General features: G+C 42.6%; 22 protein-coding genes. 15 read left to right on the top strand and 7 right to left on the bottom strand.

The features are described from left to right. Window positions 1–8 precede the first annotated feature (8 nt). Both Q8W40_RS07980 and Q8W40_RS07985 read right to left on the bottom strand, forming a co-directional pair. Window positions 9–392 (bottom strand): hypothetical protein, encoded by a 384-nt coding sequence (locus tag Q8W40_RS07980; protein ID WP_101110007.1) that lies wholly within the window; start codon window positions 390–392, stop codon window positions 9–11. Window positions 393–606: 214 nt separating this feature from the next. Beyond that, window positions 607–1,635 carry a nuclear transport factor 2 family protein gene (locus Q8W40_RS07985; protein ID WP_305396659.1) on the bottom strand — a complete coding sequence of 343 codons (1,029 nt, stop codon included), beginning with the start codon at window positions 1,633–1,635 and terminating at the stop codon, window positions 607–609. Window positions 1,636–1,721: 86 nt separating this feature from the next. Here Q8W40_RS07985 and Q8W40_RS07990 point away from each other — a divergent pair, with 86 nt between their 5' ends. From Q8W40_RS07990 to pip, 8 genes are all read left to right on the top strand, one after another. Continuing rightward, window positions 1,722–2,618 carry a LysR family transcriptional regulator gene (locus Q8W40_RS07990; protein ID WP_305396660.1) on the top strand — a complete coding sequence of 299 codons (897 nt, stop codon included), beginning with the start codon at window positions 1,722–1,724 and terminating at the stop codon, window positions 2,616–2,618. 137 nt (window positions 2,619–2,755) lie between these two features. After that, complete coding sequence (locus tag Q8W40_RS07995; RefSeq protein WP_305396661.1) at window positions 2,756–3,313, top strand: hypothetical protein; 558 nt, start codon at window positions 2,756–2,758, stop codon at window positions 3,311–3,313. Between the two features lie 112 nt (window positions 3,314–3,425). Continuing rightward, a complete protein-coding gene (locus Q8W40_RS08000; RefSeq protein ID WP_305396662.1) occupies window positions 3,426–3,692 on the top strand; it encodes a TfoX/Sxy family DNA transformation protein in 267 nt (88 codons plus the stop codon). Beyond that, on the top strand, window positions 3,667–4,524 hold the full coding sequence (locus Q8W40_RS08005; protein WP_305396663.1) for a penicillin-insensitive murein endopeptidase: 858 nt from the start codon (window positions 3,667–3,669) through the stop codon (window positions 4,522–4,524). Before Q8W40_RS08000 ends, Q8W40_RS08005 begins: the two co-directional genes overlap by 26 nt. Window positions 4,525–4,634: 110 nt before the next feature. Then, window positions 4,635–5,564 carry a hypothetical protein gene (locus tag Q8W40_RS08010; protein ID WP_305396664.1) on the top strand — a complete coding sequence of 310 codons (930 nt, stop codon included), beginning with the start codon at window positions 4,635–4,637 and terminating at the stop codon, window positions 5,562–5,564. Between the two features lie 251 nt (window positions 5,565–5,815). Further along, window positions 5,816–6,157 carry a helix-turn-helix domain-containing protein gene (locus tag Q8W40_RS08015; protein WP_201796982.1) on the top strand — a complete coding sequence of 114 codons (342 nt, stop codon included), beginning with the start codon at window positions 5,816–5,818 and terminating at the stop codon, window positions 6,155–6,157. After that, window positions 6,151–7,473, top strand: a complete 1,323-nt coding sequence (locus tag Q8W40_RS08020; RefSeq protein ID WP_305396665.1) for a type II toxin-antitoxin system HipA family toxin — start codon at window positions 6,151–6,153, stop codon at window positions 7,471–7,473. The genes Q8W40_RS08015 and Q8W40_RS08020 overlap by 7 nt, the downstream gene beginning before the upstream one ends. A gap of 506 nt (window positions 7,474–7,979) precedes the next feature. Next, entirely contained in the window at window positions 7,980–8,930 is a 951-nt protein-coding gene (pip, locus tag Q8W40_RS08025; RefSeq protein WP_305396666.1) for a prolyl aminopeptidase, read from the top strand. Between the two features lie 47 nt (window positions 8,931–8,977). On the opposite strand, the gene Q8W40_RS08030 is transcribed toward pip, so the two are convergent. From Q8W40_RS08030 to Q8W40_RS08045, 4 genes are all read right to left on the bottom strand, one after another. Then, the gene (locus Q8W40_RS08030; RefSeq protein ID WP_305396667.1) at window positions 8,978–9,433 is read right to left on the bottom strand and encodes an ABA4-like family protein; all 456 of its coding nucleotides are present in this window, start codon (window positions 9,431–9,433) and stop codon (window positions 8,978–8,980) included. Continuing rightward, entirely contained in the window at window positions 9,430–9,906 is a 477-nt protein-coding gene (locus tag Q8W40_RS08035) for a hypothetical protein (RefSeq protein ID WP_305396668.1), read from the bottom strand. Before Q8W40_RS08035 ends, Q8W40_RS08030 begins: the two co-directional genes overlap by 4 nt. Before the next feature lie 276 nt (window positions 9,907–10,182). Beyond that, window positions 10,183–12,825 (bottom strand): hypothetical protein, encoded by a 2,643-nt coding sequence (locus Q8W40_RS08040; protein ID WP_305396669.1) that lies wholly within the window; start codon window positions 12,823–12,825, stop codon window positions 10,183–10,185. A 124-nt stretch (window positions 12,826–12,949) separates the two neighbouring features. After that, window positions 12,950–14,332 carry an aminotransferase-like domain-containing protein gene (locus Q8W40_RS08045; protein WP_305396687.1) on the bottom strand — a complete coding sequence of 461 codons (1,383 nt, stop codon included), beginning with the start codon at window positions 14,330–14,332 and terminating at the stop codon, window positions 12,950–12,952. A gap of 95 nt (window positions 14,333–14,427) precedes the next feature. Between Q8W40_RS08045 and Q8W40_RS08050 the strand changes: the two genes are divergently transcribed. Continuing rightward, window positions 14,428–15,318, top strand: a complete 891-nt coding sequence (locus Q8W40_RS08050; RefSeq protein WP_305396670.1) for an EamA family transporter — start codon at window positions 14,428–14,430, stop codon at window positions 15,316–15,318. 98 nt (window positions 15,319–15,416) lie between these two features. On the opposite strand, the gene Q8W40_RS08055 is transcribed toward Q8W40_RS08050, so the two are convergent. Beyond that, window positions 15,417–16,286: a patatin-like phospholipase family protein gene (locus tag Q8W40_RS08055; RefSeq protein WP_305396671.1), complete on the bottom strand. Its 870-nt coding sequence runs from the start codon at window positions 16,284–16,286 to the stop codon at window positions 15,417–15,419. Window positions 16,287–16,651: 365 nt separating this feature from the next. On the opposite strand from Q8W40_RS08055, the gene Q8W40_RS08060 reads away from it, so the two are divergent. The 6 genes from Q8W40_RS08060 to Q8W40_RS08085 all read left to right on the top strand — a co-directional run bounded on the left by Q8W40_RS08060 (window position 16,652) and on the right by Q8W40_RS08085 (window position 21,790). Continuing rightward, window positions 16,652–16,789 carry a hypothetical protein gene (locus Q8W40_RS08060; protein ID WP_167404731.1) on the top strand — a complete coding sequence of 46 codons (138 nt, stop codon included), beginning with the start codon at window positions 16,652–16,654 and terminating at the stop codon, window positions 16,787–16,789. A gap of 517 nt (window positions 16,790–17,306) precedes the next feature. Beyond that, entirely contained in the window at window positions 17,307–18,194 is an 888-nt protein-coding gene (locus tag Q8W40_RS08065; RefSeq protein WP_305396672.1) for a hypothetical protein, read from the top strand. Further along, window positions 18,191–19,261, top strand: coding sequence for a hypothetical protein (locus tag Q8W40_RS08070; protein ID WP_305396673.1), 1,071 nt, complete (start codon window positions 18,191–18,193; stop codon window positions 19,259–19,261). The genes Q8W40_RS08065 and Q8W40_RS08070 overlap by 4 nt, the downstream gene beginning before the upstream one ends. An 84-nt stretch (window positions 19,262–19,345) precedes the next feature. Further along, complete coding sequence (locus tag Q8W40_RS08075; RefSeq protein ID WP_305396674.1) at window positions 19,346–19,855, top strand: hypothetical protein; 510 nt, start codon at window positions 19,346–19,348, stop codon at window positions 19,853–19,855. Between the two features lie 223 nt (window positions 19,856–20,078). Next, entirely contained in the window at window positions 20,079–20,792 is a 714-nt protein-coding gene (locus Q8W40_RS08080; RefSeq protein WP_305396675.1) for a helix-turn-helix domain-containing protein, read from the top strand. Between the two features lie 95 nt (window positions 20,793–20,887). After that, complete coding sequence (locus Q8W40_RS08085) at window positions 20,888–21,790, top strand: DMT family transporter (RefSeq protein WP_370693372.1); 903 nt, start codon at window positions 20,888–20,890, stop codon at window positions 21,788–21,790. Window positions 21,791–22,065: the final 275 nt, after the last annotated feature.

Below are 22,065 nucleotides of genomic sequence, written 5' to 3' on the forward strand. Positions count from 1 at the left end.
AGCGACGCTTAAATCTTAGATACGTTGTATCCAGACTCGCGCAGTAAATCTCTTTCTTGCTTAATCAGTTGTGCTCTATCTTCAATGAGCTCATGAAGTGCTTGAGAAGGCTTAGAAGCCAATTCTTTAAATTGATCGAAAGAAGAGGCGTGTTCGACGCTTTTAAGCATTTCGCTTACAGCGTTACGCGCTTCACATGGATCAGTTTCTGTTTTGAAATAGTCAACGCTGTGTACGGCTTCTTTCATTTCGGCAAGAAGCTCGGCAGGGCTATTTTCTAAAGCAATTAACATGTAGTTATCGAGAACACGTTTAGCAAACAATAGCTCTTTCAATGGAATATCGCGCCCACTTACAATTAGGGACTGGCTCAGAATGGGACTAGAACTCATGGTTTTTCCTTAAACGAAAACAAAGGTTGGGCTAGGCAAAGGAAGCAAAAGTGAATAGATTTGTGCTTCATTTCAATATTTATACAGTGTTTGAGTCGATGTCAAAGGAAATGAACGGAAAAAGAAAATTTTTTCTGGTTGAAGGGCGGGGGTATCCTTTCCCCCTAGAGACGTTACCTGACCATTAAGGTATAGGCTAACGAGTTTTCAGCGATTACCAGCGGTAAGGGTAAGCAAAGATTTCGTTAATATTGTAGCGTTCGTCGACGGGTTTCACTTTTTGTTCCACGCTCCACTGTTCAACAATTTTTCCTTGATTGTTGAAACGGAAAATGTCGATGTAACCTGTGCCTTGATCGTTTTCGACATCACGATCCACTTGCTTGGAGTGGACAAGCACCATATCCCCCATCGCAATGGTTTGAGCCGGTGTACGGACAAAACGCTTCCCATTTTGCGCCATACCTTGAAGGTGGTTGATAAAGGCAGCTTTACCATTTTGCGCTTCAGGTGTGTGCCCAACAAAGTTAGCGTCGACAAAACGTCTCACATCATTGAGATCGCTGAGGTCGTTGTAGGTATTGATAACTCGAAGCGCTTTTGTGCGATTGAGATCTTGGTTCTGTCTTGCGTACATATCAACCTCAGGACCCGAAAGCTCTGTGCTAGACTCTACGCCTTGATAGTGATCCCAGTGCTCAACCAATTTACCATCTTCGACACGCCAGATATCAACATACACATCTGTACTGCCGTTGTTTGTCCATGCAGAGTGAATGGCAACGTAATCTTTTTCTGCAATCGTTCGCAAAATATCTACTTCAATGTTTGGGTTGTCGTCTAGGTACTTCAACAACTCGACACGCAGTGGTTCGGCACCATCAGGGTAATCAGGTGCGTGCTGAACGTAAACTTCACCAATGTAGTCGTAGTAAGTGTTGTAATCTCTGTTGATCAACGTGTCTGTGTAGAAACCTTCAGCAACATGTACCGACTCCATTGTTTGGAAGAAATCCTGACGAGCCTTAGATTGTTGATAGCGACCCTTATAAGATTGATTTGCATAAGAACGGCTCGGGAAAACGATGGCATTTTTTTGTGCTTGAGAATGTTGAGGAAATTGAATCGAACGTTGTTGTTCATTAGATTCACCTGGGAAAACGATCGCTTGTGAATTTTGAGCAACAGCAGCACCAGAAAGGGATGCCATAATTAGGCTTGATAGTATTAGTTTTTTAGACATTTTGTCTTCCTTTTTATCTTCTTGGGAGAAAACACATCCTATTGACTGTCTGAATGGCGAACAATATGACCATATGAATAGGTAATATGCACAAAACCGATTATTTAGCGATAGATGGCAAGTTGCTGACGCAATTTCTCGCCATTTACGATTTTCAGTCTGTATCGCGGGCTGCCCAGTATTTGAACATTAACCAGTCTTCAGCCAGCCATGCATTGGAAAGGCTCAGGAAAATTCTGGATGATCCGTTGTTTGTTCGAAGTGGGAGAGGGCTTATTCCTACGGAAAGGGCAGATACGGTGGCGCTGGATGCAAGGTTAGTCCTTGCCAAGTTAGAAGCCATGTCGACCGATATGACTTACGATCCTTCTACTGATAAAGGGGAATTCACGATCATGGCGAATGATTATGAAATCGAACATATTCTGAAGCCTGTATTTCCTCTTTTTCAGCAGCAAGCTCCAGAACTGACAATTCGAATCATTCATGCGATTTCTGGTTTGGATATTCCAACAGCACTAAGGGAAGGAGTAGCAGATCTCGCAATAAACCCAGACATTGATATCGATGCCACTGATATACGTCAAAAGCGTTTGATTTCAGATTTTGATGTTGTTTATTACGATCCAAGCCAGCGTAGTGCGCCAAGCAGCGTAGAGGAATATTGCAATGCAAGACACGGCATCATTGTGTTAGGAGACATAAAAAAGACCGAAGCCGACAACCAGTTAGTGGCTCGTGGTAAAGAACGGAAAATTGCGATTAAAACCAGTTCTTTTAATGTATTGGCTAGCCTAGTTCGTGGCACTGATATCATTACCACCATGCCTTCTCGGCTCTCAGAATCCATCTTTAATGGTTTGGCGCAATGCCCTTCCCCTATTGACCTTGCTCCGTATTCCATTGTTCAGCTTTGGCACCAGCAGAACAGCCACTCCGCGCGACATAAATGGGTGCGTGAAACCATACAATCTCCCTTTTAGCCAGCACCTTAGAGTGCGCTTTGTGAAAGGAAAAAGAACGGAATGTGAGCATCACGATATTCACTTATTTAGTTGAGTGACATCAGTTTCATACTATGTACACTTTGCTGCTTACCGACAAATCAAAGGATTGTTAAATGAAAGTAGCCATTGCGGGTGTCTCTATTCTTATGCTGGCTGGGTGTGTGAACCAGCAGAACGTTGAAAAAGCATCGCTCACTCCCGTTAACTGTGAAGGAAGTGTTGAGCTGCCCGCACATCTCGCGGATCACTTTGAAGCCGCAGAAGATGCTGCCTTATTAGAAAACGCATTGGGCGCACCCGAAGAAGGTAAATTGTGCCAAGGTAAAGTGTACGTGAGCAAGGAATCGTCAAACGTTACGCTCTTTCGAGCATGGAATAGTACGAATCCATACAGCCAATTTGGTCAATGGTGGGCACATGAAGTTCCTGCAGGAAATGTCGCTAAATACCGAGAAAATTATGAGATTTGTTACCAATGGTCGCCATTAGATAAACTGGTGACGTGTAATTTAAAGCCGGGAACAAAAGTAGTTATAGGAACGGGCCAGAGCGCGAAGTGCTCTGAATATCTCACCTACGAAGTTTCTGCTTCTCAGCAGGTTTACATTGAAAACAGTGCAGATGTCGTTGCAAACTGCAGTGTGAAAGACGGCGTATTTGAATGGAAATAAACCTTGTTCCTGCGCTTTAATGGAGTCACTGACAGAATCTGACACAGCGATGTGGTATACCTTCTCAATTCTAGTGACCACCAAAAGTAAAATAGCAAGCAGGAACATATACATGGAAAGGTTGAGAGATCTAAAAGGGTTCGGGCCAAAGAGTGAAGAAATCCTAGCTCAAGTCGATATTCATTCGGTCGAAGATTTTCTTAATACCGACAGCTACGAGCTTTACGCACGTCTTAAAACCAAAGTGAAAGGAACGGGCTTAAACTCCATTTATGCCATCATGGGCGCTAAAGAGAACGTTGATTGGCGTGTAATTGCTAAATCTAGAAAGACGGAAATTTTAATGCGGCTAGATGAAATGGGAATGGCACCCAAGTAAAGGCAACAACACCCCAAAAAAAGCACTTAAACAGTGCTTTTTTTGTGTCTGGTCACAATGTACTTCTTTTCACGGAAATTCATTTTGTTCTAACGTCTCGACTCCGGCAAAGTTGGAAGATAAGTTGAATTTTCAATACGGTAAAGTAGTGAAACAAACCATCTTAGGGCTTTTACTTACGACCATCGCTTTTCCTTCAATGAGTAAGCCGAGTACATGCTACGGAACCACGTCGAATGGGTATTTGGAGAACGGGGTAAAGTTGCCATTGTATGGTGAAAATTTTGAATCCTACAGCCTACTCGCGAGCGCAGCAGGTAGAACGTATGTACACTCCGCAGTGAGTGAAATCATGCTCTCTGCATACCAAAACTTATTGAAATCCCACCCAGATAAAATCTTCAAATATGCTGAAACGGGCTTTGAAGAAGGCGGGGAGTTCAGCCCGCATAAGACTCATCGTAATGGGTTATCTGTTGACTTCATGACACCCATGATCAATCAAGATGGAGAATCCGAGCATTTACCAACGAACCCACTGAATAGGCTGGGGTACGACATCGAGTTGGATGCGAAAGGGCGATACGACGACTTAAAGATAGACTACACCGCGCTAGCTGCCCATTTAGTCGAGCTCCACAAAGAGTCGAAAAAACGAGGTCATGATTTATGGCGTGTTATTTTCGATCCCAAACTTCAAGCTGGCTTATTCAAAACCACCTATGGCTCATACATCAAGGAAAACATTACGCTTTCCAAAAGACGTTCGTGGGTAAGGCACGACGAACATTATCACGTCGACTTCATCATTCCATGTAATCGCAAAAAGTAACAGCATATTTATCTGAATAGGATCCAAAATTTCATTTACATTCATTGGTTTAATGAATCGATATGTTAGTGTTTTCAACTTCATAAATTCTAAAAACTAGGTTCAAAAAGATGATAAAGGCAAAATGCATTTTGTTGCTAACGGTAATATTGTCGTTCAGCTCCTGGGCTGCGCAAGATCGAGTTCAGATTCCAGGTACGTCTGCCAGTATGGAGCAGCCTAACGGTTTTAAATTATCGGATTCCTTTGCTGGTTTTATTAACGCAAAAAACAACTCCAGTGTTGTCGTTATGGAGCTTCCGTTAGAAGCCTTTGATCAACTTTCAGTATTGTTCAGTGATCTCGATATGGCTAAACAGGGTTTCGGTAAGCAAGGTCTTGCTGTGCTTGAATTGAGCTCTGTTGAATTAGATGGATACAAAGCACCAATTGTCATCGGTACACAAGCGATATCTGGTGTGAGTGTGGGCAAATATATCGCCCTTTTTAAAGGTCAGAAAACGGTAATGGTTACCTACAATATTATGGGTAAAGATGCGCTGGACAAAGCGGCGGTAATGAACTCAATCAAGAACATTCAAATCGGTAATGCCGCTAGCCTTTCTGAGAAAATAGCCTTACTTCCTTTCACATTTGAGCCAGAAACCCCTTTCAAAGTAGCAGACGTAATGGGGAATTCCACCGTTTCACTGACCACATTTGATGGTATGGATAAATCGGGTGAGAAACCGCTATTGATCATCGCAAGTTCAATATCTCAAAGCCGAATTCCAGATCAATCCAAACATGCCAAAACACTTTTAAAGTCAATCAAAGGGTTTGAAGACCACAAAATTATATCTGAAGACAAGGTCAGTTTTGTCGGTAAAAATGGTTACCGAACGGTCGCAAAAACAAGCAATCAAGCTGTTATTCAATACATAGGTACGCTAGATAACGGCTATTACATTCGCTTGATCTCCATGGGAAGCCCAGAAGAAATCGAGAAAGTGACGAAAACGGTCGATACCATTGCGAAATCGGTCACGCCGAAGAAGTGAGCGCCAAGCACCAGAATTTACTTACTTGTTTAGCTAGAGAAGGTTTGTAAGTTTTAATGTATCAAAAATACATCATTGTGCGTTAATTTAAGGTTAGCGTTCTATTTTTAACTCATTATAGATTGAAACTTACTGTTATCTTGTTATTGTGTCATTCTAATAAGTAAGGTATGTATTATGGGTTAATAATGGAACATAAAATTCAATTATAACCTATTATGTTACATAAATGATGTATTAAGGTTTTTGGTGTGAAGTATTCAAATATGTCTGCCTCTGCTTTAGCTGAATTGGTTGGGGAGCGCATCAGGCAATACAGGCTAAACAATAACGTCAGTCAGGAAGAGCTGGCGGAGATAACTGGAGTATCGCGTCAAAAAATAGCGCGAGCCGAGAATGGCAAAGCCACTCTTGAAACCATTTTGTCACTAATGTTGGCGCTTGAAGTTGTGGATCATCTCGATCAATTTCTTCCTCCTACCCCAATTTCACCAATACAGTTGGCGAAATTGCAAGGAAAGAAAAGGCAAAGAGCCTCAAGCCCAAGAACTCAAAAAGACACCGATTCTAGCGAGGACGATCTGGGATGGTAAAGCAGTTCATTGAAGTTGAATACAATGGCACATTTGTTGGGGCAGCTAGCTACGACACTGAAAACCAGCAAAGTGCGTTTGAGTACGATAAAAGCTTTATCGATTCAGGAATCGAGCTTTCACCACTAATGATGCCGCTTCAAAAAAAAATCTACACGTTTCCGAACTTAGACCATGCCACCTTTAAAGGGCTTTCTGGCTTATTAGCGGATTCATTACCGGATGACTTTGGTAATAGCGTTCTAAATGCATGGGTTGCTCGCAATGGTCGTTCTCCAAATAGTATTACTCCGCTAGAGCGGCTCCAATATACGGGTAAACGAGGTATGGGGGCGCTCTCCTATTCTCCTCCAACTAAAACGACAGGATTCGATAAATCGAACGAGATAGAGATCAGCTCGCTTGTTTCTGTCGCTCAAGAGATATTGAATGAGCGGCAAGACTTTGGAGTAGGGATCGATAGAAAAGGCAGTGAAGACAAAGATGCCATGTTAGCACTCATGTCTGTTGGAATGAGCGCAGGTGGCGCTCGTCCTAAAGCTGTTTTAGCTTTCAATGACAACTTCAGCCAAGCGCGCTCTGGGCAGGTTGAAGTGCCAGATGGCTTTTCTCATTACCTGATGAAATTCGACGGTGTTAGCGAGCACAATAAAAATGAAGAAACATTTGGCGATCCTCTTGGTTACGGTGCAATGGAGTACACCTATTACCAATTAGCGCATAAGCTCTGTGGTATTAACATGATGCCGACATTGCTTTTAAATGAAGGAAATCGCAGGCACTTTGTGACTAAACGTTTTGATCGCATAGGAAATAAACGAGTACATACGCAGACTCTGAATGCAATGGCTCATGTGAGTTACAAAAAAGCTGGGGAGTATTCATACGAAGAGCTATTTAGTATTGCTCGGCAGCTGAGATTAAAAGCAACGGATGCCGAAGAATTGTTTAAACGCATGGTGTTCAACATAGTCGCACGTAATCACGATGATCACTCAAAAAACTTTGGATTCGTAATGAGTGATAAAGGCGAATGGTCTTTAGCGCCAGCTTACGATATTGCTTATTCTTACAAACCGGACAGTAAATGGGTTGCACAGCATTGGATGACGCTGAATGGTAAACGAGATAACTTTACTCGCGAAGACTTTTATAGCTTGCGCCGATTGAGCCCAAAGTTTAGTAAACAGATGATTGATACTATCGTTGAAGAAACTATCGAGCATGTATCCAAGTGGCGAATGCTGGCGACTGAAGAAGAGGTTCCGATTGGTTTGATTGATGAAGTAGAAGCCAATCTTCGTTTGAATATTTAGCTTATCTTAACCACAGCTGGCATCACGCTATTGCTCATAAAATAAAAAGTGCGCACAAAAGAAAAAAGCCAGTCGCAATATAGAGTGCGGCTGGCTATACAATTGTGAACAAATCTATTCACTAACAACGTCAGTTGGCTAGGTGACCCCGGCTTAAAAGGGTCACACTTACTAATACAATTCGCATGCCAATTTTAAACCCTTGAAAATAGCCTGACGAAAACGTTTGCTCACCACTTTGTTGCATATTTGCATTTTCAAATCGCAAAGTATTTGCAAAATGCAGTAGGTGCTTTGGTTTCTTGTTGGAACAACCCGTCCATCAAACTCCCAACCGTATTCAGTACCATTGATTGGTTTCTGAGTTACCTCGCAAAATACTAGAAAAAGTAAAAGTATTAGCAATCAAGAACGAGTGAAATGGCTATATGTGAGTATGATGTCCGCCCCATTTTTAAAGCTCACACAACTCTGTGAGCTGCGTAAGCGAAAAACAGGACTAAAAGATGAAAGAGCGTTACCCCGCCATTGAGCCATTTAACTCAGGAATGATCGAAGTCAGTGATGGGCATCGATTATATTGGGAAGAAGTCGGAAACCCTGCTGGAATCCCCGCGCTTTATCTTCATGGTGGTCCAGGAGGCGGTTGTGGAGCAGGCTCAAGGCGCAGCTTCGATCCAAAAGCCTATCGAGCAGTATTGTTTGACCAACGAGGTTGTGGGCGTAGCCGCCCGTTGGCATTGGAACCAAATACTGACTTAAGCACAAACACCACGGATCACCTCATTGCCGATATAGAAGCCTTACGTGAATACCTTAATATCGATCGCTGGGTTGTGGTGGGCAGTTCTTGGGGGGTTACGTTAGGTCTGGTTTACGCGCAGCGCTACCCAAACCGTGTAAAAGCCATGGTATTGGGTGCCATAACATCAGGTACTCGCCAAGAAACAGAGTGGATAACTCGAGATATGGGCAGGGTGTTTCCCCATGAATGGGAACGTTTTTGTTCGCACGTACCAGAAGCGGAAAGAAACGGTGATTTATCTGCCGCATACGCTCGCCTGTTGTCTAACCCAGATCCAGCTATTCATAGAAAAGCAGCGCTTGAATGGTGTTTGTGGGAGGATACCCACGTTTCCTTAACGCCAGGGTGGGCACCTTCACCACGCTACCAAGAGCCTGAATTCAGCTTGATTTTTTCTCGCCTTGTGACTCACTACTGGAGCAACGGATGCTTTCTAAGAGATGATGAAATAATGGCTGGAATGCACCTTATAGCAGACATACCCGCTACCCTAGTTCATGGTCGGTGGGATATTTCTGGTCCATTAGATACCGCCTTAGCCTTGCACCGCGCGTGGTCAAATAGCGATTTGGTTGTTTTAGAAGAAGCAGGTCACGGTGGCGTTGGCTTCCCCGAAGCAATGACGGCTGCGTTAAATAAATATCGAGATTAGAAATGTGGGCGACCAATCCAGTGGATGCCCACAGGCTGAATGATTCTCTAACTGGCACCTAAAGCGTGCTTTTCACGTTCATCAAGCAATCGAAATGCGAAGAACACGATTAAGCCAGTGGGACCATACAAAAATGTCAGCGGTAAGCAGGGAATTAATCGCCATTTGGGTAGGTTAGCGCGTGTAACCTCATCAATCATCCAACGACCAACAAACAAGTCGAAAACAAGGAAGTGGAGCCAGCCTGCGGCTAAATTTCCTTCTGATTCAAACAGCTTACTCACCCCGATTAGGCTAGAAAAATTCCCCTCTGGTGAACTGCCCCAGAACCGAAATACTAAAAACAAGTAAAGGCTTGATAAGACAATAGGAATAATTCGCCCGCCGAAAAGTAGTACCCCATAACGAATCCGAGTTGATGAAACGAAGATCCCCAACACTAAAAATAGCCAACCTAACAGCGCTATACCGCTGCCTATTTCAAAGGTTAAATGTGCCATCATTGAACCTCTCCGTGAGCGTTTCTTGGTATCACTACCGCTTGTTCGCCATATTTCAGCACTTCACCGCCATGTTGAGCGGCATAAGATTGGGCTTCTTGTTCCGATGAAAACCAGAGATTCAAAGTCGAAAGAACTTTCTTATCAAAATCCGGCGTGTGAGAGGTGTCATCCTTCTGTGCCATCAGTACAGGTTTATACGCTTCCCAGCTTTGATAGCCCGCTTCAATGGCTAACAACCGTAAAAAGTGTTTACGCTGCAAGGTGTGGCGTTCGTTATATAAAGAAGAAATGGATTGACCAAAACACACGCCCGCTTTTTCGACTCTGCGGATAATGGGCATGGCTTCTGAAACACTGCCAGATTTAGCGACACGGTGTAACCTTCGAGCATCACGCAGCAAAGATTCGACAGCAGGGTTGGTTTTTTGGGATTTCAGTGATTTGGCATCACTAGAGGATTTTTGATTACGCATACAAACTCCATCGAGTGGCTGGTCTGTCTCGTTTAGGACCATAGATAAGAGTCAGTAATTAAATTGTCTTATTGCACAGGTGGGTGAACTTTCACGAGCTGGGCGTCCTGCAAACCCGCAAGAAGAATAGCAACACATGGCATGAGTTGTAAATGGGTTTTTATTATTAGACTGTTGCGCTTTACATGTTGGTGTTCGTTCAGGATGATGAAATATTAATCAGGGAGCCGATGCGTTGACTCCCATATTAATATTTGTCGAGTAAAGCCAATTACTTTAATCCAGCAGACGGCTTACCTTTTTACTATCGATGTGTTCAAACTTGTTTAACGTCCAAGTGACTGCCTTTAGGTATTCTTCAATGAGTACCTCGTTGTCAGTGTTAGGGCGTATTTTGTAGATGAGCTCAAAGGGGTTAGGTGCAAAATCAATGTCTTTCCACATGCTTCTTTTGATACTCGCTTCCAGTGTAGAGTCCAATTCTCCTGAGTTGATAAGAGATTCGATAACTGAAAAATCGTTAACAGCCCACAATTGTCTGTAGCTTACTTCCAGGGTATGCAGATTCGAAAGTAAATGACCTTCACTTGATGCGAAATATGCCTTCAATATTTTAGATGAACTGTCTTTCCATAATGCTTCAGGCAGCTTAGTTTTTAACTCTGCGAGCTGCTGTGGAATGAAGAAAGTGAATTCATGTTCCCTAACTGAAGCTAACAAACCGGGTATATTGCCTAAGTATTGTTCAACCGTCTTTGTCTCTAGGTTCTCTTTTGAAGAGTTTTGAATCATTCCGCGTACGAAACCAAAATAGCCTAGCGCACAGTAAGATACGTCACGGAAATTACGACTTATGGTTTCAATCACTTCATCTATCAGCTTTTCTTGTCCTTTTGAATCGGTTTGAAAAATTAACTGGGACAAGCTGAAGTACCCATAAAAGAGAGAGTAGGGGTGGTTAACTTGCATGGCTTTTAATAGCGAGAAATACAAATCTTGAGATACGAACTTTTTCGAATTGACAAGATACGCAAGTATACTTTGTATGGGCTGTACTCCATTTTGAATTCCGTTCGGGCGGTACTTTCCGTTATTCACTGATGGAAGAAGGTCGGTAGCAAAATCAATGTCATCAAGAAGTAGTGCGACTTCGATCAAATCACATCTTTGGACGATGGTTTTTTGGAATTTCTTCAAAGACATCGACTTTTGAATTGATGCTCTTAAGCCTTCGTTTTCTGGGTGCTTCTTAAGCAACTGATAAAGGTCTTGTGCTGTTTTGCAACTTTTAACCAAAAGATCTGAATCAATAGCTTCTATGTTTTGTGATTTGCATGGACCAATTGGCAGAGATGATTTTTCGCATACGGTGAATATTGGTCTTTTCGCGTTATTACCACGTTTGTAAAAGGGAACCCAATCATCACAAGACGTAGGGTTTCCTAGATCATTAGCAAGGTTAGCTACCTTAGACAGTTCGTTTTTCTCAAAGTGATGAAATATGAATGCAATCAAAGCCGAATTGTTCCCCATCTTTGAGTGGAATTGTTGTGCTTGGTCAATTAAATCCGGGGTTAAAATAGGAAGAAGCTGCTCAGTGAATGATCCTATGTCGTCTCCTTCAGGGTAGGCACCAAGCAAGTAACTTATTGCACGATGGGGTTGAGCTGAGAAGCCATAGGCGGCTCCCTCAACCAATGCAGATTTCTTTTCTTTCTCTGGTACTTGCTCAAGCAATTGCGCTAAGTGATTATCTGGTAAGCAAAGTTTACACCCTATAACAAAGACTTTTAGCTCTTTTCTATAGACATTGTGAGGCAACTCTTTAAGTAGAAGGCGCTCTTCGACTTTATCTTTTACATCTTCTCCCTTGATGACGGAACGCGCCAGCATATATTCGTCGTAACAAGCTTTTTCTCGTTCATCTACGAGGTGTTTATATAGCTGAGAAATGTCTGGGTATTGACCTTCCCATTCTATACCGATGAACTTTGAGTGTTTTTTTAGATATGAAATGTCTACCTTACCTCTCGAAAACTTGGAGAGAGTTAAAGCAAAATTAGCAGAGTTTTTCAGGTGAGGTTCCACCAAACTAGCGAATAAAGATTCAGCAATTGCGAACCAGCCATCATGGTTAGTTTCCCCCGCTCTCCATGCAGAAGAGACGATCGCTAAAAATACACCATAAGAGCTTTCTAAACCGTACTTTTTGCTGTAGGAAATGAACGAGAGATTTTTAACACTTTTTTGCACACAAGGGTGGTCGCTATCCAACCCCATGGAGCAAAAGGTCTTTATCGCAACACCATGCGCATAAGCTTCTTGGTGACCTTCAGCCACCATTGGTCTTGCCAATCCGATTGACGCGAGTTCGTCAATATAGTCATATGCAAATGGGTCATACACCATTCCACTGACAATCTTTGCCCAAGAATTTGCACGAGTCTCAGGGAAATTATGATTGAGGCGATACGCCAGAGGAATGGCTTCACTGTAGGTACCCGTTTTACAGTGCTCTTCAATCACATCTGAAATCAGAGAATCCCCGATGAAGTAGTCGTTAAGGGAGACAATATCGTCGGTGTCTAAGTGGATACCAACGATGGAAACCCATGATTTCAATATCGGAGTACTGCATGACCCTCGTACGGAATTGACTGGTACTTTCTCTCGCAGTGGTATGATGAAATCTCTAAGCTCTTCTTTTCCACCATCATTTTCTATCCACTTTATCGATAATAAAAGTATGATGAAGAAGTATTGGATCTCGTTGAGTTCCTCTATTTCAGTAAGCGCTTTATTGATATTCAGATTTCCGATATGTTCAAAAGCTCGAAGAATTTTCAGGTTGTTTTTTCTACTGTCATTTTCAACAACACCTTTGACAATATCACACCAATCAACACTAGAATACTGCATCACCAAGTCCTATAACCATGAAGGATAAATTGCAAGTTACCCGCATATTAACTTATGCACCTCAGTAAGTTATAGAAAAATAAATGTATTAATATCGGTTGTATGATCTGGCTGGATTTGACAGTCAACAAGCCTGCTTTAGCGCATCAATCAATACGTCCAGCTCTTCTTTTACATCTTTGGTGAGTTCAAAGCCGAAGTTGATCCTTAAACAGTTGTTGTAGAGGGACAAGGTACTGAATAGATGACCTAAACGGATGTCTATTTTCTTTTCTTCCACAAGTTCAGCGAACTTGGAGGCATTAAGGGTAGGGACTTGCAGCCACAACACCATTCCCCCTTGAGGGTGGCTGATGTTAACGTTTTCTAGAAGGTGTTCAGTCAAATAGCTGAGATACGTTTGCCTCAAATTAAGTAGAGTATTGCGTCGACGTTTGAGTTGTTTGGTGTAATGACCTGACTCAATGAAATCTGCCATAGCAAGCTGCATAGGAAGCGAGATACCAAAGCAGGATGCGGCATGCTTTTGGCGATAATGATCCGTGTAACGCCCAGGCATACACCAGCCTAAGCGGTAGCTCGGCGACAAGCTTTTGGAGACAGAACCACACCAAAGAATATAGCCACCTTGATCATAATATTTAGCGGGTAAGGGCGTGTGGTCGGAATAAGAGAGTTCTAGATACACGTCATCTTCAATGATCGGAACCTGGAAAACGTTAGCCAGCTCCGCCAACTTTTGCTTTTGCTCTACAGACATGGTTATGCCTTGTGGGTTCATGTGCGAGGTACAAAATACGCCCGCTTTAACCACACCTTTCTGCAAATGCGCTTCAAGTTGAGACAAATCAATTCCGTCATCTAAAGAAGGGATCTCGACAATCTTTCTTCCCATTTGCCCAAGCAAATCTAAAATGCCACTAAAGCAAGGCGAGCTGATAGCAATGGCATCGCCCACCTGAGTACAAGATTCCAGTGCAGCTTTAATGGCAGGCATACAACCCGATGTAATCACGAGTTCTTTGGGGTTTATGTGCAGCCCAAGTTTCGTGAAATGATCGCTCAGTGCATTGCGCAGTAGGGGCTCACCTTGTGGATTAGGGTATTGATTGAGGCGATTGCCGATTCGCTTACTTGCGCGTCGAAAACTGCGCTCTAACTCGTTTTGTGAAACCTCGTCTATAACGGTGCTGGACACGCCTAGCGGCCCATTATGTAGAGAGTGGATTGCGAAGTTTTGAGTCACCGAAGACACCTTGCTCTCAAAGCGCGCCCATTCTGGCGTGTTATGTTTACTCCGTTGCGGAGAAACGTAATACCCTGCTTGAGGACGAGCATGTATCCAGCCTTGCGATTCCAGCTCTTGATAACAGCTCACCGCCGTCGACATGCTCACCGCTTGCTGCTTTGAGAGCTGCCTAAGTGAAGGCATTCGGCTGCCCTCAGGAAGCTTACCCACCTCAATCTCTCGGATAAATCGGCTGGCTAACGTTCTGTACATACTCATAGACATAACTGTACTGCTTTTTGTGAGAATAATTGTATCTGTACCGATAACTGTACTCGAGTAATACTCTTTTTCAAGAGAAAAGGAGAACAATTATGAAAAGAAACGATCTATTGTTGGCAGTCTTTGTGATGGCAATTTGGGGCTTTAACTTCTCAATGATCAAGATGGGCATTACCGATGTTCACCCATTACTGGCAACCGCTGCCCGTTTTACTTTGGCTGTGATACCTGCCATCTTTTTCATTCGCAGACCCAACGTAAAATGGCGTTACTTGGCTAGCTATGGCGTCGTTTTTGGTGTCGGGGTGTGGGGAATGGCATCTTGGTCTATTACTGCGGGGCTTTCATCCGGTATGTCTTCGGTACTGCTTTCATCGAACGCGCTAATCAGCATGGCAGTTGGCGTGTTTATTCAAAAAGATATCGCTTCAAAACGCAAAGTCATTGGTGCTGTCGTTGCATTGGTCGCCTTGTTGGTATTGATCTCGGCAACCAACGGTAACCTTACGGCGGAAGGTGTGTTTCTTATTATGATCGCCGCAGCCAGCTGGACAGTGATGGGCTTGATCGTGAAAGCATCGAAAACCACTCAAGCATTTGCTTTCAATGTATGGGGGATGCTCTTTGCACCAATTCCACTGGTGTTGTTCGCAGTGAGCATTTATGGTCCCAATATAGTGGCACACGCCTTTGAAGTATGGGATATGAATACGACTATAGCGGTTGCATTCCAAGCTTACCCAACCACATTATTTGGTTACTGGGTTTGGAGTAATCTGTTGATTCGCTACCCGCTTAGCACCACCGCACCTTTAACCTTGTTAGTCCCAGTATTTGCATTAATTTCTGGCTATTTTATGTATAACGAGACGCTCAGTACCGCACAAATGATTGCCTGTGTGCTGTTCTTAGTCGGTATTGGTTTAATAGTGAAACCTGCGACAAGCAAAAGCATGTTAGCACCTAAGCCAGTGGTGAATTGAAATATCCGCAACGTGACGAGTTGAGGGATGAATTAACCTTTATAAACCCGAACTTAAAAAGGGAAGGGGACTCACGAAATGTAGCCCCTTTTTATTCACTATTTCGCGAGTAGCGCCTTAATTTGTGGCATCACTTCTTTTGCGGCAAGGTAACCTGCTTCAATGGATTTCGCTCTATCATTAAAAGACACATCGCTGCTTGGTTCGTAGTTTGGTGTAATGAGCACATCTGCGCTGGCCATCTCTTGCTGAGAAAGTCGGCAGCTCTGCATTCTGAACGTCGCCAGCAACACTTTACTTACAGTCAATTCCGGTGCGGGTTGATTGTGGCAAAAAATATCGACCGCGATGACCTTTTTAGCACCGAGATCTTTTGCGGTATAAACCGGCACAACACTGAATACGCTGCCATCAATTAAGATATCACCTTGGTTTTCAACGGGAACAAAAGTACCTGGCACGGTGGAAGAGGTTTGTACTACATGCCCAGGGTTGCCAGAACGGATAACCACAGTCTTACGCGTCGTCATATTAGTGGCAGTCACCGCTACAGGGATGGGCATGTCTGCCAGATCGTTATACCCGACATGCGCGTTGATCCAGTCGGATAAGCGTTTACCATTGACGAACCCTTTGGACGAAAGCACAATGTCCGCTACGTCAGATACTCCGAGCTTTTCAATGGCGGCTTCCATGTCTTTAAAACTCATTCCAGAGGCATAAAGCGTCGCTGCAATCGAACCTGCAGACGCTCCACTGACCACATCCGGCTGTATCCCTTCTTCTTCCAACGCTTTCAACACGCCTAAGTGCATAAAGCCCCGAACACCGCCACCTCCAAAAGCCACCCCCAATTTGTGTTCCCCCGCGACAATGGGCTCAGACACATTCAAATCGTTATAGACATTCGGCGAGGAGCACGCCATCAGCAATAGAGATAAAGAGGCAGGGATCAGTGTTTTCAACATGGGGGGCTCGGTTTGTTTGGACAGATCAAAGCGTTACAGAATCCGGTTTCAGCGTGTATTTTCAAGTGATTTATCCCAAAGCATGATGGATATCGCGATCTCACGCGCACTTTGATTTAATTTTGTTTTAGTAATCGGGGAGGCCGGAGCTTTCTAGAGCTGAAAAAAGAAACTGTGAACAAGGTGCCCCAAAACATTCTGGTTAGATTGACAAATATAGTTGTGATAAATATATTCAACCGATTGATAGGTCATTCGTCGTTTGGAGTTGGCTCTAACCATCAGAACTGCATGACAAAAACGACATGTTTAGACCTTAAATTTTTTGAACGCCCACAAGATTACAACTAACGCGGAGATAGATAATGAGTCATTGGACAGATTTTTTCCCTTATGTAGCTATGGCGATCAAGGTCATCGCGTTAGCCGTGGCTGGATACTTCGCTATCAAATGGCATTTCGACCAAGATAGGAAGTTGAAAAAAGAAGCCGAGGAAAAATAAAATCTAGGGGCGATAAGCAAAACCCGATTCTTAACGAATTCGTTAAGAATCAATAGACACCGCTTATCGCTTGTATTCAAAAGAAAGCGGGTATCGAGCTTCTGATTACTCGATTCTCAAAAAAGTTCTTTTCTTGAACTCTCTTCATTAACTCCCATTTTCAGTAAGTACTTAAATCTCCGCCCACTTAACAAATAAGAACACTTTTAAAAAGCGACTCTTACAACCCCGTAATTCTCCGTTCTTACATTCGGTTACTCTGTGCTTGATGAGCTGCTTATTAACACATAATAGATCGCTTGTGCATTGCTCTTTATTTGTAGTGAACTAACCGAAAACTCGCGACGATATAGTTAATAGAATGAGTTACGTTATATGCGCTTTGATGTGCATCTCAAATACATCGGTGATCGTGACTTTAGCTGTACGTTAAATTGACTAATAATCAGAGAAATTCGAAAATAAATGAAGAAAAAATAATATTATTGTCAATATATTCAGTTTGTTAGGTTCACTTATGTCAATAGCTACACCAATTAGAACGTTAGAGAAACTTGAAAAGCCATTAGACTACAAAGTTCAGATAAGTAAGTTTGTTCAAGAATCTCCAAAGTCAGTGTTTACCAATCTAGGGTTGAATCCAAATAAGTTCGCGCTGGAACTTAGGGATAGAATTGAAGCGCCTTGGAAAATCAATCAGGGAGCTGCTTCACTATGCGGTCCAAATGCTTTCATGACTTGTGTTGCGGCAAGACATCCCAATGCATACGCAAGTTACCTTATACAGCTTTGGAAACATGGAGAAGCGTACTTAGGTGGTCTTAAAGTTACGCCGTCAGCAAAATGTTTGTCAGCATCAGTTGTATCCTCTTCTGGTGGAAAAGGTGAAGCAATTAGAGCAATAGACTGGATGGCACTCGCCAGTTTACGAGATTCTTCCAATAAATTTTTCAATTACGATCATTTTAGTGATCAGATGGGAGGGATCACGTTACCAGAATCTTTAGCTGGGTGGTTCAAGTCCACTTTGTTTGGGAGTGCCGTTAACAAGACAAGTATTTCATCTCCCAGAAGTATTGAAAACCTTCAAAGTGCCCAACGTGAATTCACAGCAAATAAGAGTGTATGTCTATTTATAAGTACAAAAGTGACTAAGGGTTCATTTAAAATTCAAGCAACACCCAATCACTGGGTAGTTCTGTCTCAACCGATCAAACTTGATGGAAAACCTCTACATTCTTATACGCTTAGCCAGCTTGAAGAGAATATCGACAAGCCTATCGAGGTGTATGTCATGACTTGGGGTTACCCTAATGGGCGTTATCCTCTACATGGAAGAAATTCTCAAAAGAAACTGTCTCTCAAAGATTTCCTAAATTTCTACTACGGGTTTGTAGCAGCATGATAAAGAAAACTATTTACACTCTTATATTTCTCGCCTTTTCTTCGGCTTGTTCTGGCGGGCTGAAAAAGGTAGAAGAAATCAGTGTACTTGAACATGATTTTCAGAATTATGGTCAAACCATACTTCAGCTTTCACAGCCCTCAAATGTCTCGGTCTTTTTGGCTAAGTACTCTAATAAGATCTTACTGATTGATGACAAGGAAACAAAAGTCTTAGAGTTGGAGCATGAGGTTTCCAGTTATGCTTCCAACAAGAGCAAAGTATTTGTTGTGGATAATACAGGGCAGTTACTCGAAATAACACCGGAAGGCGATATCACAACACTTCTTCAACACGAAGATATACGCGGAAATGACTTTCGTATTTCTTCTGATGGAGAGCTCCTTTACTCAAGAGGGCTCGTTATTCATTCCCCATTTAAAAGTGTTGAAGATATTGTAAAGTTTGATGATCTCTATCCCCAGTTCTTAGGATCATCTTTTGGAAAGAAAATCGGTGTAACTAGTGGTGCAATGAAGCTCTTTGCCGATCAAGATACATGGTTGGATGTATGGGATTCTAAAACAGGGCGGAAGATAACAAGCTTCGATACTTTAAATAGCTATGTGTATGCCCCAGTGATTGTTGATGATTCAGAAGGGATTGTAATGTTCCAATGGAGTGAAAGGCTCACTCTATGGAATTATAAATCTGATGAAATTCTCTCCAAGCAAAGTATGGAGTATGGTCTTTCAGAGACTAATAAAGTCGGCGATATTTATCGTGCATACGGTCCAGACAACATCCAACACTTGAAAGTTGTAGATAACAAAATTGTTAGAACGCTGCTTTGCGAGTTTAAGGGAACCTCCATTCAATCATCCCCTCAATACACTATGGATGGAAACCATGTACTTCTAGAACAGCTGTCTGGCGAGCACTCAAGGTTCGCTATTTACGAGATTTCAGATAAAGGTTGTTCAAAAATATTGGAGCTCCCAGAAAAACATCATAACTACACACTTCACCCTTCAAATCGCCAATTGCTCACCTTCAACAGCAAAGTGATTAGCATTTATTCATGGTAAATATGTAGCTAAGAGCGGCCTCAGAGAGTTACTGAGGCCCGTTATGCATTTGGAACCATCCAGTATCAAACCAAGAAAAATCCGATGAACTTACAAAACATTCTATTACTCGCTGCCACTGCTGCTTTTGGCAGTAGTTTTTTGAATGCGAATGAAGCAGCTAAGAAAGAGTTTCATATTTCAGGAACAAAACAAGTGCTTTCAGGAAAAGTGGTATCAGAAAAAAACACCGATATTGTTTACGCGGATATCACGAAGGCAGATCTTAAAGAAGAAAGCCTAAAGGCTTATAGCCCGTGGGATGAGCTTTATCAATGCACGGAAACAGGCAGTTTAAAAAATGAAGCGATCATTGTGCCTGTCGGAGATAAATTTCATGTGATGCAGGCGTGCGATGCGTTAGGTTTCGACCTAGATATAGAGCTGTCGGTTGTTGATGCCGCCATATTGAATGGCGAAGTGTCAGATTTAGCGAAATCGGCTAGCCAAATAATTCTCGTCCCGACTCCTTCTTCAGACGAAACCTACCTTTATTGGAATGGAAACAAATTCAAACTGTTCGTTCCAATGCCTTTCTACAACGCCCAAATATGAAAATCAAAAGCCCCAAGTGCAGACTTTTAGGGCTTCTTCACCTTGTTTCAGGTTTTTATAAATCATTACGTATGGTGAGTTTTGTTAAGGAAGAGGAGCGATTTTACTAACGTTCCTAACTCATTTTTGCCCCATTGTAAGTTACGTGAAGCGTCTGCTTGACCTACTTTTTGTTATGAGTGAAAGTGGCTGAAGATGCCTGTTTTTTTAACTTGTTGTTGATATGAAAACTAGTTTAAGTATTCGCACTTACACAAAGCACTTTAGTAGCCATGTTCACGATAGCTATCATCAACTGGTACTGCCTATTCAAGGCAATATTCATATTGATATGAATGGTTTCTTGGGTAAGGTGAGTGTCGGTGAATGCGTGGTGATCCCAAAAGGAATAGCACATGGATTTACTGCTGATGAAGCCGCACGATTCATTGTAGCTGATTATGGTCAACTTCCTTCACATTTGATCAGTGAGGAGTTAGCCGTTTTTTCAACCTCTCCCCCTTTGTTGAGCTTTCTTCACTTTGTTGAAAAGCAACTTGAATATCAGGTGGATAATCAAATTGAAGCTTCTATAGTCAATATTTTTACTTTATTGCTGGGACAGCAAGAGTTGTCTCGAACGAGCGATCCACGAATTCGTGCAGTACAGAACATGATCAGCGAACGGCTAGCCGAGCCTCTAACTATTCAATCGCTTGCTAAGGCTGTATATCTTAGTCCAACCCAGTTCAAGAAGCTTTTTAAAGAAAACATAGGAATGAGTGTGCTCAAATACATTACTGAGCAACGTATGGAAAAGGCTAAGGCACTGCTAACCCATACTGACTTACCTGTGCAGTTAATAGCTGAACGAGTAGGATACAGTGACCTTTCAGCTTTTAGTCGACGTTTTTCCACCAATTATGGAATGTCACCAAGAGCGTTCGCTCGTTCTTGAGTTAGTCTATTTAAGCAACTATTGCGTCCTTTTAGCAAAAACACAATGTGATTAATCGCCTAAGATTTCTGCCTTGTTATCAGTTCCTCGGTAGAATATTTATGTTGTACAATCGCTATACTTCCTATCAGCTCGGCATTTTCTCGATACTGTTTGCTTCAGTCTTATGGGGGACTACTGGCACAGTCGCTAGTTTAGCTCCAGATATCAGTTCTCTGGCAATAGGTGCTTTTTCAATGGGGGTTGGTGGGCTTTTTCAAGTCGCACTGTCTCGCAAGCAACTTCGACATGATTTCAAAAAGATTCTGAATCATAGAAGGAAATTGACGATTAGTGCAATTGCTTTAGCTGCCTACCCATTAGCATTTTATTCCTCCATGAGGCTGGCTGGTGTCGCAATTGGTACCGTGATTTCTATTGCTACAGCACCGTTTTTTGCGGTTTTACTTGAGTGTCTATTTAGCAAAGGCAAAAGCATCACGAAAAAATGGTTGCTAAGCTTCTCTGTCGGAATTGCAGGCATCATGTTGTTAGTTTTCTCAGAGTCATCTGCAACCCATACAGTCAGTAACTTAAGACTGATTGGCATCTTGTTGGGTTTTATGGCGGGTTTATTTTATGCCGTCTATTCGTGGGTTGCTAAAACACTCATTGAACAGGGTGTCGAATCCCAATCGGCTTTAGGCTGTATTTTTGGTTTTGGTTCATTAATTTTGCTCCCAACACTTTTGGTCACTGGCGAAAACCTTTTTGCATCAACAACCAATATTCTGGTAGTTGGCTATATGGCTTTGATTCCAATGGGTTTAGGTTATATTGCTTATGGATTTGGCCTAAGGTTTGTGACCGCAAGCAGTGCAAGTTTGATTACGCTTTTTGAACCTGTTGTAGCAGCAGCTTTAGCTGTGGTGGTGGTTGGTGAGTCGATACCGCTGCTTGGTTGGAGTGGTATCGGTTTAATCCTCATTTGTTTGTTGATTCAAGTAAAAGACAGTTAGCCACCCACGAACAAATACTCATGGATACTATCATGCCTAATTGTGTCCTATGTTAAGCATTAGGCTGACTACTAAAGTGGTTTGATGGCTCTATATCGAGCCGCACCACGAAATTAGACACCTTACCAAGCGATTTTCCAATACCTAGAATTATTCGCATGTTACTAAAGTAGCAAAGTCGCTAACTCAGAAATGTCCGTGCGACCTGAAGTCGTATGAAGCGTTGTTCACCGCTTTATGAGTGAACCGTCTGTATCACCAGATGAACCTACGAG

Source organism: Vibrio penaeicida (assembly GCF_030689305.1).
In the GTDB taxonomy this organism is placed as follows: domain Bacteria; phylum Pseudomonadota; class Gammaproteobacteria; order Enterobacterales; family Vibrionaceae; genus Vibrio; species Vibrio penaeicida_B.

What these genes read in the sequence shown, in the direction of transcription:
- Q8W40_RS07980 (WP_101110007.1), bottom strand. Translation starts at nt 392, where the DNA reads ATGAGTTCTAGTCCCATTCTGAGCCAGTCCCTAATTGTAAGTGGGCGC.
- Q8W40_RS07985 (WP_305396659.1), bottom strand. Translation starts at nt 1,635, where the DNA reads ATGTCTAAAAAACTAATACTATCAAGCCTAATTATGGCATCCCTTTCT.
- Q8W40_RS07990 (WP_305396660.1), top strand. Translation starts at nt 1,722, where the DNA reads ATGCACAAAACCGATTATTTAGCGATAGATGGCAAGTTGCTGACGCAA.
- Q8W40_RS07995 (WP_305396661.1), top strand. Translation starts at nt 2,756, where the DNA reads ATGAAAGTAGCCATTGCGGGTGTCTCTATTCTTATGCTGGCTGGGTGT.
- Q8W40_RS08000 (WP_305396662.1), top strand. Translation starts at nt 3,426, where the DNA reads ATGGAAAGGTTGAGAGATCTAAAAGGGTTCGGGCCAAAGAGTGAAGAA.
- Q8W40_RS08005 (WP_305396663.1), top strand. Translation starts at nt 3,667, where the DNA reads ATGAAATGGGAATGGCACCCAAGTAAAGGCAACAACACCCCAAAAAAA.
- Q8W40_RS08010 (WP_305396664.1), top strand. Translation starts at nt 4,635, where the DNA reads ATGATAAAGGCAAAATGCATTTTGTTGCTAACGGTAATATTGTCGTTC.
- Q8W40_RS08020 (WP_305396665.1), top strand. Translation starts at nt 6,151, where the DNA reads ATGGTAAAGCAGTTCATTGAAGTTGAATACAATGGCACATTTGTTGGG.
- pip (WP_305396666.1), top strand. Translation starts at nt 7,980, where the DNA reads ATGAAAGAGCGTTACCCCGCCATTGAGCCATTTAACTCAGGAATGATC.
- Q8W40_RS08030 (WP_305396667.1), bottom strand. Translation starts at nt 9,433, where the DNA reads ATGATGGCACATTTAACCTTTGAAATAGGCAGCGGTATAGCGCTGTTA.
- Q8W40_RS08035 (WP_305396668.1), bottom strand. Translation starts at nt 9,906, where the DNA reads ATGCGTAATCAAAAATCCTCTAGTGATGCCAAATCACTGAAATCCCAA.
- Q8W40_RS08040 (WP_305396669.1), bottom strand. Translation starts at nt 12,825, where the DNA reads ATGCAGTATTCTAGTGTTGATTGGTGTGATATTGTCAAAGGTGTTGTT.
- Q8W40_RS08045 (WP_305396687.1), bottom strand. Translation starts at nt 14,332, where the DNA reads ATGAGTATGTACAGAACGTTAGCCAGCCGATTTATCCGAGAGATTGAG.
- Q8W40_RS08050 (WP_305396670.1), top strand. Translation starts at nt 14,428, where the DNA reads ATGAAAAGAAACGATCTATTGTTGGCAGTCTTTGTGATGGCAATTTGG.
- Q8W40_RS08055 (WP_305396671.1), bottom strand. Translation starts at nt 16,286, where the DNA reads ATGTTGAAAACACTGATCCCTGCCTCTTTATCTCTATTGCTGATGGCG.
- Q8W40_RS08060 (WP_167404731.1), top strand. Translation starts at nt 16,652, where the DNA reads ATGAGTCATTGGACAGATTTTTTCCCTTATGTAGCTATGGCGATCAAG.
- Q8W40_RS08065 (WP_305396672.1), top strand. Translation starts at nt 17,307, where the DNA reads ATGTCAATAGCTACACCAATTAGAACGTTAGAGAAACTTGAAAAGCCA.
- Q8W40_RS08070 (WP_305396673.1), top strand. Translation starts at nt 18,191, where the DNA reads ATGATAAAGAAAACTATTTACACTCTTATATTTCTCGCCTTTTCTTCG.
- Q8W40_RS08075 (WP_305396674.1), top strand. Translation starts at nt 19,346, where the DNA reads ATGAACTTACAAAACATTCTATTACTCGCTGCCACTGCTGCTTTTGGC.
- Q8W40_RS08080 (WP_305396675.1), top strand. Translation starts at nt 20,079, where the DNA reads ATGAAAACTAGTTTAAGTATTCGCACTTACACAAAGCACTTTAGTAGC.